We start from the raw sequence: 11,853 nt of genomic DNA on the forward strand, positions 1-11,853 counted from the left end.
TTGTTAACACCCCCCCCCCCCTCCCCCGGCGGGCCCCCCCCGGGGGGGGGGGGGGGCGCCCCCCCCCCCCCCCCCCCCCCCCCCCCGCCGCGGACGCCCGGTGTCAGCTCTTCGTGGCCTGCCGGGCCGGCGCCCCGCCGGGCGCCGCACCGCCCGCGCCGGGGCCGCCCTGACCGCCGCCGCAGCCGCCGCCGGGGCCGCCGGACGGCGCCTGGCAGGACTGCGACCGGCCGGAGCCGCCGCCGGAGGACGACGCCGAGCCGCCCGAGCCGCACGCGGTCAGCAGCAGCGGGTCCACGCGAGCAGGGCGATCGCGGGGACGAGACGCGCACGCTTCATGAGAGACAGCTCCGTGAAGGATGAGGTCCTGAGACGTGGCACTCGGCCAACGGCCCTCAGGGCGCACTTGGGCCCGCGCTGTCCCCGGCCTGCGACTCGGGTGAAGGGCGGCTCAAGGAGCCACGCTGACCTGCGCCTTTCTGAACGACCGTGCCGTACTCGCCGGTCCACGGCCGTGACAGAACGGAGTCCGCGCGGACACGTCAGGCCAGGCGGGCCCGCGCCAACTGCCGTGACTGCGCGACCAGTCGGTCGGAACTGTCCCAGACCTCCGCGTCCTCCTCCAGGAAGCCGCCGGCCAGATTTCGGGTGGTGACGGAGACGCGCAGCGGGCCCGGGGCGGGGCGGTGGCGGACGTGGACGGTGAGTTCGACCGTGGGGACCCAGCCCTTGAGGCCGATCTCGAAGGCGGTGGGCGGCAGCGCGTCGACGGCCAGGAGCAGGGCGAGGGGGTCGGCGTCACGGCCGTCCGCGAGGCCGAACCAGGAGCGCATCTCGCCCTTGCCCGAGGGAGCGCCGAGGGCCCAGCCCAGGGTCGACGGGTCCAGCTTCAGCATCAGGCGTTCGGTGATGGCGGAGCTGCCGTCGACCGGGGCCGGACCGTCCTCGGGGCCGAAGCACTGGTCCATCGGCGGGATGGCGGGCGGGGTGGCCGTGGTGCGGACGTCGTCGGGGAGGGCGGCGAGGTCGCCGTAGGAGGCGAGGACGCGGATGCGCTCGACCTCGTTGCCGTCGTCGTCGTACTGGAAGAGCGAGGCCTGGCCGGTGGAGAGGGTGCGGCCGGTGCGGACGGTGTCCGTGCGGATCACTGCCGGGCCCGGCTGGGACGCGGTCAGGTAGTGCGCGGAGACGGTGAACGGGTCCGGATGCGGCAGCGTGTCCGCGAGGGCCCGGCCGAGGACGGCCAGCAGGTAGCCGCCGTTGACGGCGCTGATGATGGTCCAGCCGGCCGAGAGGTCGATGTCGTAGACCCCGGGCGTGCGCCGGGTGACCGCGGTGTCACGGTCGAACTCGCTGTCGCCGATCACGGCCCGCGTGGAAGCTGCTTCTGGCATGTCCGAACAGTACAAGAAGTGATTACTAAGCGGTAGCTTTTGTGATCCACGCACCAACGGCCCGGCCGGTAAGGGATCCCCCCGCCGGGTGAGGTTCCGGCAATTTCCAGGTAAGTGTCCGGACACGTCCGTAACCCGGAGCAGGAAATTCCCCTCTATGGGGACATGAGCCTCACCGGGACTCCGTTCCTCTACACGACCGTCGTCCTGTCCGTGGTCGCCCTCATACTCCCGCTCGTGCTGTGGTCGAGGATGCGCGGGCCCCGGGCCGCGCGCACCGCGGCCCGGGTCCTGATGCTCCTGTTCGCGCAGGCCACCGCGGTGACGCTGATCTTCGTGCTGGTCAACAACCAGAACAACCTGTACGACAACTGGGCCGACCTGCTCGGCACCGGCGACCACGTCCAGCAGGCCGCGAACCTCGGCCAGGACGGTACCGGCGGCATAGCGCTGCGACGGCTGCCCAAGGTTCGGCAGGACTTCACGGCGGCCGACGGACCGGCCATGCACGCGGCCGGCGGCGTGCGGGTCACCCAGCTCAGGGGCCGGGTCTCGGGCGTCGACGCCGAGGTCTACGTCTGGCTGCCGCCCCAGTACGGCGAACCGGCCTACCGCGACCACCGGTTCCCGGTGGTGGAGCTGCTGCCGGGCTACCCCGGCTCGGCCAAGGCCTGGTTCGGCTCCCTGAAGGTGCACGAGCAGCTGGAGCCGCTGATGAGGAGCGGCAGGGTCGCGCCCTTCATCCTGGTGGCGCCGCGCACCAACCTGCTGGCCGGCGTGGACACCGGCTGCGCCAACATCCCGGGCACGGTCAACGCCGACAGCTGGCTCAGCGTCGACGTGCCGAAGATGGTGACGGACAACTTCCGCGCCGCCGCGGAGCCCGCGAACTGGGCGGTGGCCGGGTACTCGGCGGGCGCGCACTGCGCGGTCAGGCTGGCCGTCGCCCACCCGGACCGCTACCGGGCCGCGGTCAGCCTGTCGGGGTACAACGACCCGATCGGCGAACGCAATTCACTCACCGCGCAGAGCGTGCCCCTGCGCGAGCGGAACAACCCCTACCTGCTGCTCCGCGGGGCGACCGCCCCGCCCCGGATCGCCCTCTACCTCTCCGGCGAGTCCGGCGACGGCTACCAGGCCGCGGTGGCCCTCGAACAGATCGCCAAGGCACCGACCACCGTGCACGTGGTGTTCCTGCCGCGCAGCGCGGGCGGTCACAACATGGCGCTGTGGCGGCCCCAGGTCCCGGCCGTCTTCGAGTGGCTGACGGTCAACATGGGGCAGAGCCACGTCAGGGCCGCCACTACTCCTCACGAACCGTCGTCCGCCGGTTCCACGCGCGCGGCGCTCGCCAGTGGAACCGCATCGCGAGCAGGCGCAGCACGAAAGCGGTGACGACCGCGAGCCCGCTGGTGACCGGGGTCAGCGCGTCATAACGGATGCACACCGCCACCAGGGTCGCCCCGACGATCGCCGGGACCGCGTACAGGTCGCGGTCCCAGCGCAGCAGCGAGGGGACCTCGTTGGCGAGCACGTCCCTGAGCACACCGCCGCCGACCGCGGTGGCGAGGCCGAGGGCCACCGAGGAGGTCAGGTTGAGGCCGTAGGAGTACGCCTTCGTGGTCCCGGTCACGCAGAACAGGCCGAGGCCGGCCGCGTCGAAGACCAGCACAGCCGACTGGATCCGCTCGACGTGCGGGTGCAGGAAGAACACGACGAGCGCCGTGAGCAGCGGGGTGATGAAGTACCCCAGGTCCGTGAAGGCGGCCGGGGGGACCGCCCCGATGATCACGTCCCGGAAGATCCCTCCGCCCAGCGCGGTGACCTCGGCGAGCACGGCGATGCCGAAGACGTCGAAGTTCTTGCGGACGGCCAGCAGCGCGCCGGAGATGGCGAACACGAAGATGCCGATGACGTCGAGCGTGTGCTGGACGGAGGGAGAGAAGAGTTGCTGGAGCTGCACCCTGACATTGTGTCCTGTCAGGGTGCATGAACCTTACAAAGCCAGGATCACAGGGCGGGTTTCCCTGTGGTGAACAGCCAGGTCTGGAACAGGTCGTCCAGCTGCTGCCCGGACACCTTCTCCGCGAGGCGGATGAAGTCGGCGGTGTCGGCGTTGCCGTAGCGGTGCAGCTTCGTCCAGGCGGGCAGGAGCTTGAAGAACGCGGTGTCCCCGATGCGTTCGCGCAGCATCTGGAGGGTCATCGCGCCGCGCTGGTAGACGGCCGAGGCGAACATGGTGTCGCGCTGCGGGTCGGCGACGACGGTCCCCCAGAAGGGGTTGTCGGCGGCCCGGGAGTTGTAGCCGGCCAGGAAGGAGTCGTGGGCCGAGCGGGTGCCCTGGTGTTCCGCCCACAGCCACTGGGCGTAGGTGGCGAAGCCCTCGTTGAGCCAGATGTCCTTCCACTGCGCCACGCTCACCGAGTCGCCGAACCACTGGTGGGCCAGCTCGTGCACGATCGTCGTCTCGTTGCGCACCGCCGAGTAGGCCGGCTTGCTCTGCACCTCCAGCGAGAACCCGGCCTCCGGCATGTCGTCGACGATGGCGCCGGTCTCCTCGAACGGGTACGGCCCGAAGATCTGCGACCAGTAGTCGGTGGCGGCGGCGGTCACGGCGTACACGTCGACGCTGTTGCTGTCGGCGAGGACCGGGTCGATGGCGACGTAGATCGGGATGCCGGAGGGCGTCCGCCCCGTCCGCACGTCGAACTTCCCGATGGTGGCGGTGGCGAGGTAGGTGGCCATGGGCCTGCTCTCGCGCCAGTGCGTGTACGTCGAGGCGCCCTTGTCGTACGTCGAGACCAGCCGGCCGTTGGAGACGCCGGTCAGACCCTTCGGGGCCTTGATCCGGATGTCGTAGGTGGCCTTGTCCGAGGGGTGGTCGCTGGACGGGAACCAGGTGGAGGCGGCGTTGGGCTCGCAGGCGACGAAGACGCCGTCGGTGGTCTTCATCCAGCCGTAGTCGGAGCCGAAGACGATGGGGCCGTTGAGGGCCTCGGGTATCCCGCCGTAGGCGACGGAGACGGTGAACTCGTGCCTCTTGGCCAGCGGGTTCCGCGGCGTGATGGTGATCTCGTCGCCGGTGCGTGTGAACTGGGCGCGCCGGCCGTCCACTTCGACACGCGTGACCTCCAGCTTCTGGAGATCGAGATCGAAGGAGGAGAGCTTCTGGGTGGCGCGGGCGGTGAGGGTCGTACGGCCGTCGAGGCGGTCGGTGTCCGGGTTGTACGCCACGTCGAGGTCGTAGTGGCGGGCATCGAAGCCGCCGTTGCCGAGCTCCGGGAAGTAGGGGTCACCGATGCCCGCGGCACCCGGGGTGGGGGCGGGGGCGGCCGCGATGACGAAGGAGGCGGCTGCCGCGGTCGCGACAGCCGCCAGACGTGCCGAACGGGAGAGGCGCATGAGTCGTCCCTTTCGAGCGTGCCGGTCAGCGAACAGACACGGTCGACTCTGCGCCCTCCCGTTAGGACATGTACATGTCTTTACCCAGTTGTGTCATGGGCTACTTGTCCGTTGACTCCTGGGACTTCGGCGACTCGGCCGTGGCGTCGGCTGCGTCGTCGGCGGCGGCGTCGGCGCGCGCCTCCGGCTCAGGAGCCACCTCCGGCTCAGGAGCCGCCTCCGCGGCCTCCGTCACCGGTTCCGGCGTCTGCGCCGACTCCTCCAGGACCGCCTCGCCCACCAGTTCGGAGGCCGCCTTCGCCGCGCTCAGCAGGACCGTGTCCTGAGGAGCCTGGTCGGCGAAGTTCTCCGGGTGGTGACAGGCGACCCGCTGGCCCGGGCGGAGCTCGATGAGCGCCGGCTCGGTCGTCTTGCAGATCTCCGTGGCCTTCCAGCACCGCGTGTGGAAGCGGCAGCCGGCGGGCGGGGCGATCGGCGACGGGACGTCGCCGCGGAGCAGGATGCGCTCGCTCTTCTGGCCCCGGCGCTTCGGGTCCGGAACCGGCACCGCCGACATCAGCGCCTTGGTGTACGGGTGCATCGGCGACTCGTACAGCTTGGGGCTGTCGGCGAGTTCGACGATCTTGCCGAGGTACATCACCGCGACCCGGTCCGAGACGTGCCGGACGACGGAGAGGTCGTGCGCGATGATCACGTACGTGAGGCCCAGCTCCTCCTGGAGGTCGTCCATGAGGTTGACGACCTGGGCCTGGATCGACACGTCCAGCGCGGAGACCGGCTCGTCGGCCACCACCAGCTTCGGCTTCAGGGCGAGCGCACGGGCGATGCCGATGCGCTGGCGCTGACCGCCGGAGAACTCGTGCGGGTAGCGGTTGTAGTGCTCCGGGCTCAGGCCCACCAGCTCCAGGAGACGCTGGACCTCCTTCTTGACCCCGCCCTCCGGCTCGACGCCCTGGAGCCGGAACGGCGCCGAGACGATCGAGCCGATGGTGTGCCGGGGGTTCAGGGAGCCGTACGGGTCCTGGAAGATCATCTGGATGTCCCGGCGCAGCGGGCGCATCTTCGTGGCGGACAGGTGCGTGATGTCCTGGCCCTCGAAGGTGACCTTGCCGCCGGTCGGGTCCTGGAGGCGGGTGATGACCCGGCCCATGGTCGACTTGCCGCAGCCCGACTCGCCGACCACGCCCAGGGTCTCGCCCTTGCGCACCTCGAAGTCGATGCCGTCGACGGCCTTCACCGCGCCGACCTGCCGCTGCAGGATGCCCTTCTTGATCGGGAAGTGCTTCTGCAGGCCCTCGACCTTCAGCAGCACGCCCCGGTCGCGGGCCGACTCCTCGGGAGCGGACGCCTGCTGCGGGACGACCGCCTCATCGGTTTTCTTCGTCTCACTCACAGCTTCGGCGCAATCTCTTCGGTCCAGATCCGCGTGCGGTCCTCGGCCGAGAGGTGGCAGGCGGACCAGTGGCCGCCGTCGACCTGCTGCAGCTCGGGACGGACCGTGCGGGTGACGTTCCCCTTGGGAAGGTCCGCGTACGGGCAGCGCGGGTGGAAGGCGCAGCCCGAGGGGACGTTGATGAGGCTCGGCGGCTGGCCCTTGACCGGGATGAGCCGGTCGGAGGTCTCGCGGTCGATGCGCGGCATCGAGCCCAGCAGGCCCCAGGTGTAGGGGTGCTGCGGCTTCTCGAAGATCTCGTCGACCGGGCCGCGCTCCACGCACCGTCCGCCGTACATCACCAGTACGTCGTCGGCGATCTCGGCGACCACACCCAGGTCGTGGGTGATGAGGACGACCGCGGAGCCGAACTCCTTCTGCAGGTCGCGGATCAGGTCGAGGATCTGCGCCTGGACGGTGACGTCGAGGGCGGTGGTCGGCTCGTCCGCGATGAGCAGCTCGGGGTTGTTGACCAGGGCCATGGCGATCATGGCGCGCTGGCGCATACCGCCGGAGAACTCGTGCGGGTAGCCGTCGACGCGCTTGGCCGGCTCGGGGATCCCGACCCGGTCGAGCATCTCGATGGCCCGGGTGCGGGCGACCTTCTTGCTGACGTCGTGGTGGACCCGGTACGCCTCGACGATCTGGTCGCCGATCTTGTAGTACGGGTGCATCGCGGACAGCGGGTCCTGGAAGATCATCGCCATCTCGCGGCCACGCAGCCGGCGCACCTCGTCCGGGGACGCGCTCACCAGCTCCTTGCCGCCCAGCCAGATCTCGCCGGACATCCGGACGTTCTTGCCGCGGGCGCCGAGCCGGTGCAGGCCCATGATGGCCAGCGAGGTCACGGACTTGCCGGAGCCGGACTCGCCCACGATGGAGAGGGTCTTGCCCTTCTCCAGCGAGAAGCTGAGGCCGTCGACGGACTTGACGATGCCGTCGTCCGTCGGGAAGTGCACCTTGAGGTCGCGGACTTCGAGGAAGGCCTCGGGCGTGTGGGACGGCGTGGGCTCGCCCACGGCCGCGCCGGTCTTGGAGAGTTCGGTCACGAGAGCCTCACCCGCGGGTCGGCGGCGGCGTAGAGCAGGTCCACCAGGAGATTTGCGATGACGACGAAGAAGGCGGCGAGCAGGGTCACGCCCAGGATGGGCGGCAGGTCGTTGTCATCGATGGCCTGCACCGCGTACTGCCCGATGCCGTGCAGCGAGAACACGGTCTCGGTGATCACCGCGCCGCCCAGCAGCAGACCGAGGTCCATGCCGAACACGGTGATGATCGGGGTGAGCGCGGCGCGCAGTCCGTGCCGGACGACGACCTTGCGCTCGCGCAGGCCCTTGGCACGGGCCGTGCGGATGTAGTCCTCGTTCATCGTCTCCAGCATGCCCGAGCGGGTGAGCCGCGCGTAGATGGCCGAGTACAGGAGAGCCAGCGAGCACCAGGCGGGGATGAGGGTGTTGGCCCACTGCGCCGGGTTGTCGGTCAACGGGACGTACGTGCGGCCGAAGATCGGCCATTGGTAGGTGAAGAGCAGGATCGCCAGGTTGCCCGTGAAGAACATGGGCAGCGAGACGCCGGCGAGGGCCACACCCATGAAGGTGCGGTCGAAGAAGGAGCGCGGCTTCAGCGCGGAGACCACGCCGATCGCCACACCCGAGACCAGCCACAGGACAGCGGCGCCGAGGGCCAGCGACAGGGTCACCGGCATCCGGGAGGTGAGCTGCGGCCAGACGGCCTGGTGGGTCTTGAAGGAGTAGCCGAAGCACGGCGCATTGCAGTGCACCGTGGTCGGGCCCAGGTCATAGGTGGCGCCGGAGACGATCCCCTTGATGAAGTGCCAGTACTGGACGTAGACGGGCTGGTCCAGACCGAGGTTGTGCTTGACCGCGGCGATGTCCGCCTTCGACGGGCTCTTGCCGATGTACTGCTGCGCCAGCTGATCTGCGGTCTGCCCGGCCAGCCGCGGCAGCACGAAGAAGATGGCGAAGGTGACCGCGGAGACGACCAGCAGCAGGATCACCGCTGCGAGCGTCCGACGGAGGATGTACGAGATCACGGGGATCGGCGCTGGTGCCCGCGGGCCTCTCGGCCCGCGGGCACCAATGCCTTCACCTGCCTTCCGGGGCTGCTACTTCGACGCTACGCCGATGTTGAGGTAGTCGTACTGGCCGCTGAAGGCCGCCGTGGAGACCAGGTTGGTGAAGGTGGTCGGGCGGGCCAGCAGGACCTTGAAGTAGGTCAGCGGCACGAGGGCCGCGTCGTCCATGGTCTGCTTGTCGATCTGCGTGTAGATGGCGTTGCGCGCGGCGTCGTCCTGGGTGCCGATCGCCTTCGCCAGCAGGTCGTTGACCGACTTGTTGTTGTACTGCGACAGGTTGGTGTTACCGGACTGGCTGATCGCCTGGCCGTTCAGGATCTGCTGCAGGAAGCCGTAGCCGGACGGCCAGTCGGCACCCCACTGCATCATCATCAGGCCGACGTTCTGCTTGTTGGCGAAGTTCGGCACACCCGCGTAGTCGGTGAAGTACTTGCCCGACGGGTACTGCTTGAGGGTCGCGTTGATGCCGACCTTCTTCAGCGAGTTGATGATCGCCGTGGCGGCGTCGATCTCCTGCGGGCGGTCCGAACGGGCCGTGATGTTGGTGTTGATCGACGTCTTGCCGCAGGCCTTCAGCTGCTCCTTGGCCTTGGTCACGTCACCCTTGTTGCCGGCGCTGGCGTAGACGTCCGACTGGGTGTAGCCCGGGATGTCCGGAGGCAGCACCGTGGAGGCCACGTCACCGCGGATCGGGCCGCCCTCGGCGGTCTGCACCGAGACCTTGTCGACCGCGTACTCGACGGCCTTGCGGCAGGCGACGTTGTCGAACGGCTTCAGCTTGGTGTTGATCGCCATGTAGACCAGACGGCCACCGTAGGTGTTGTCCGTGTTGGCCTTCTTGGCGGAGTCGGTGAGCACCTGGGCCTGCGTGGCGGCCTGGACACCCGTACCGCCGAGGTCGATCGCGTCGCCGGCCTGGACGTCCTTGTCGATCGTCTCGGCGTTGACCTTCAGGTTGACGACGATCTTGTCCGGCAGCTGCTTGCGCAGCGGGTCGGTCTTCGCGTCCCAGTTCTTGTTGCGGACGAGCACGGCCTGCTTGCCGTCCTCGTAGCTCTGGAACTGGTACGAGCCCGAGGACACGATGTTCTTGACGTAGTCGACGCCGTTGTCCTTGGCCTGCGGGACCGGGGCCGTCTGCGGGGCCGAGACCAGGTAGTCGAACTCCTGGAAGGCCTGCTTCAGGTGGAAGACGACCGTGGTGTCGTCCGGGGTCTCGATGGACGCGAGGCCCTTGGCGCTCTTGTCCTTGTAGGGGCCCTTGTACTTGTCGCCGCCGACCAGGAACTGCTGGAAGTAGTTCGGGCCGAGGGAGAGCACGTCACGCGCGAAGTTGGAGCGCTCGACGGCGTACTTGACGTCCTTGGACGTGATCGCCGTGCCGTCCTGGTACTTCAGGCCCGAACGCAGCTTGTACGTCCAGGTCTTGCCGCCGTCGCTCGGGACGCCCTTGCTCGCGGCGAGGTCCGGGACCAGGGTGTTGCCCTTGGAACCGGGGCCGGGCTCGAACGTCATCAGCGGGCGGGCGTACAGCCGGCTGAAGTTGTACATGTAGGCGTAGTACGTGTTACCGGGGTCGAACGAGTCCGGGACGTCGGACAGCTCGTAGGTGACCGTGCCGCCCTTCTTGTCGGACGCGTTGACGACACCCTTGGTAGCCGCGTTGGCCGCGGCGGAGCTGCCGCCGCCGTTGCCGTCCTTGTTGTCATCGGCCTTGCTGCACCCTGCAACCAGCAGGGTGGCGGAGCCGATGGCCGCGATCGCGGCCAGCGCTGACCTTCGCATGATGGGTGGGTTCCCCTCCATTGTCGGAAACTTGTCGGGCTCTCGGTGACGGCAGGCGTCAGCGACTGCGCGGGTCGAGAGCGTCGCGGAGACCATCACCGAGCAGGTTGAACGCCAGGACGGTGATGAAGATGGCAAGGCCGGGCACGATCATGTACTGCGGATCGACCTGGTAGTACGTCACGGCTTCGCGGAGCATGCCGCCCCAGGACGCCTGCGGGGGCTGGATGCCGACGCCGAGGAAGCTCAGGGACGCCTCGAAGAGGATGTTGGTCGGGATCAGCAGCGTCGAGTAGACGATGATCGGACCGACCAGGTTGGGCATCAGCTCGCGGAACAGGATGTACGGGCCCTTGGCTCCCATGCCGCGGGAGGCGTCGACGAACTCGCGCTCCCGCAGGGCGAGGGTCTGGCCGCGCACGATCCGGCCCAGGTAGGGCCAGTTGAAGAAACCGATGACGAAGATCAGCACGCTCAGGTGCAGCGGCAGTCCGTTCAGGCCGAACGCGCCGCCCTGGAGGGTGGCGGAGATGGCGATGGCGAACAGCAGGAGGGGGAAGGCGAGGAAGGTGTCCATCAGACGGCTGATGACCGAGTCGACCCGGCCGCCGTAGTAGCCCGCGACCACACCCATGATCGCGCCGATCACGTTCGACAGGATGGTCGAGCCGAAGGCGACCACCAGGGACACCCAGGAGCCCTCCAGGATGCGGGTGGCGATGTCCCGGCCGAACTTCGGGTCCACACCGAGCGGGTGGTCAAGGCTCATGCCACCCCAACCGCCGTTCGGCAGCGAGGTGTTGGCGTCGATCAGGTCCTGGTGGAAGGCGTTGGGGTCGAGGCCGAGCAGGGCCTGGATGGGGCGGGCGAGGATCGCGACGAGGATCAGCAGGACGACAACGATGCCGCCGGCCACGGCGACCCTGTCCTTCTTGAACCGGGTCCAGGCGATCTGCCCGAGGGAACGGCCCTCGATCTGCCCTTTTCCGGCACCCTCCAGCACAGCTTCCGGCTGTGCCTCGGCTGCCGACCCAGTGGTCTCGATCGGTGCGGTCACAGTGACCTGACCCCTCTCACCGGTGGTGACCGGCTTTTGTCCGCCGCGGTGGGCGGCTTGGTTCGCTTGACTGCGCGGTGGCCGCCGATGGTTGCGGCCCGACTGTCCACGAGACCCTTCGACCGGTACGGGTCCGTACCGGCTCGCAGGATCGCCGACCTCGCGTCTGAGAGGCGAGTCTTCAATGCACTGGTGATCACACGCCAGGCCTGATGGAGAAAGTATGCGCAACCGTGATGACGACCGGGGTTTCCGCTATCCGGACCGCAGGCCATCCAGGCCGGACGGAATCAATCCCACCAAAGGCGCCAACTCCACCCCAGTCGCGCCGGTCTACGCGCGGAGATCGCACTCACGCAGTTGACTGCCCGTCACCCACCGTCGCACCGCCGGACGGAGAAGCGGAGGTTTGGGCGCAGGGTGGACCCCACTCGACGTGACTGACGTCACGCTCCGCTTATTGTCATGGCTATGTCAACACAGTTCCTTCTCTCTCCCTCCACAAAGTGAACAATCGGGACCTTGCGGATCAGATGTTCCTCTGATAATTCACCTGACCGCCCCGAGAGCAACCGCTTACCCGGACACGGGGAGGCCGATGAGAGCGCTTCCCCATGGCGAATTCCGTTCGGCGGAACCAGGCCGCGACGAAGCGGCGCGCCCGTTCCCTGGAGCTCTCTCTTATCCA

At 68.7% G+C, this 11,853-nt stretch carries 10 protein-coding genes; 1 reads left to right on the forward strand and 9 read right to left on the reverse strand.

The window, feature by feature from the left end; genetic code table 11:
* Window positions 1-103 precede the first annotated feature (103 nt).
* Complete coding sequence (locus ACFXI4_RS44200) at window positions 104-298, reverse strand: hypothetical protein (RefSeq protein ID WP_385003266.1); 195 nt, start codon at window positions 296-298, stop codon at window positions 104-106.
* 244 nt (window positions 299-542) lie between these two features.
* Window positions 543-1,394, reverse strand: a complete 852-nt coding sequence (locus ACFXI4_RS44205) for a thioesterase family protein (protein ID WP_385003269.1) — start codon at window positions 1,392-1,394, stop codon at window positions 543-545.
* Between the two features lie 165 nt (window positions 1,395-1,559).
* On the opposite strand from ACFXI4_RS44205, the gene ACFXI4_RS44210 reads away from it, so the two are divergent.
* A complete protein-coding gene (locus tag ACFXI4_RS44210; RefSeq protein WP_385003272.1) occupies window positions 1,560-2,789 on the forward strand; it encodes an alpha/beta hydrolase in 1,230 nt (409 codons plus the stop codon).
* On the opposite strand, the gene ACFXI4_RS44215 is transcribed toward ACFXI4_RS44210, so the two are convergent.
* The 7 genes from ACFXI4_RS44215 to ACFXI4_RS44245 form a co-directional block, all read right to left on the reverse strand.
* A complete protein-coding gene (locus ACFXI4_RS44215; protein ID WP_362718412.1) occupies window positions 2,698-3,357 on the reverse strand; it encodes a trimeric intracellular cation channel family protein in 660 nt (219 codons plus the stop codon). The two genes, ACFXI4_RS44210 and ACFXI4_RS44215, sit on opposite strands and share 92 nt — an antisense overlap.
* A 47-nt stretch (window positions 3,358-3,404) precedes the next feature.
* Window positions 3,405-4,796: a M1 family metallopeptidase gene (locus tag ACFXI4_RS44220; protein ID WP_385003276.1), complete on the reverse strand. Its 1,392-nt coding sequence runs from the start codon at window positions 4,794-4,796 to the stop codon at window positions 3,405-3,407.
* A gap of 100 nt (window positions 4,797-4,896) precedes the next feature.
* On the reverse strand, window positions 4,897-6,189 hold the full coding sequence (locus ACFXI4_RS44225) for an ABC transporter ATP-binding protein (RefSeq protein WP_385003279.1): 1,293 nt from the start codon (window positions 6,187-6,189) through the stop codon (window positions 4,897-4,899).
* Window positions 6,186-7,277 carry an ABC transporter ATP-binding protein gene (locus tag ACFXI4_RS44230; RefSeq protein ID WP_362718421.1) on the reverse strand — a complete coding sequence of 364 codons (1,092 nt, stop codon included), beginning with the start codon at window positions 7,275-7,277 and terminating at the stop codon, window positions 6,186-6,188. The genes ACFXI4_RS44225 and ACFXI4_RS44230 overlap by 4 nt, the downstream gene beginning before the upstream one ends.
* The gene (locus ACFXI4_RS44235; protein WP_385003283.1) at window positions 7,274-8,281 is read right to left on the reverse strand and encodes an ABC transporter permease; all 1,008 of its coding nucleotides are present in this window, start codon (window positions 8,279-8,281) and stop codon (window positions 7,274-7,276) included. Before ACFXI4_RS44235 ends, ACFXI4_RS44230 begins: the two co-directional genes overlap by 4 nt.
* Before the next feature lie 72 nt (window positions 8,282-8,353).
* Complete coding sequence (locus ACFXI4_RS44240; protein WP_385003286.1) at window positions 8,354-10,129, reverse strand: ABC transporter substrate-binding protein; 1,776 nt, start codon at window positions 10,127-10,129, stop codon at window positions 8,354-8,356.
* A gap of 37 nt (window positions 10,130-10,166) precedes the next feature.
* Complete coding sequence (locus tag ACFXI4_RS44245) at window positions 10,167-11,165, reverse strand: ABC transporter permease (protein WP_362718430.1); 999 nt, start codon at window positions 11,163-11,165, stop codon at window positions 10,167-10,169.
* Window positions 11,166-11,853 lie beyond the last annotated feature (688 nt).

Source organism: Streptomyces sp. NPDC059224 (genome assembly GCF_042754285.1).
Classification (GTDB): Bacteria; Actinomycetota; Actinomycetes; order Streptomycetales; family Streptomycetaceae; genus Streptomyces.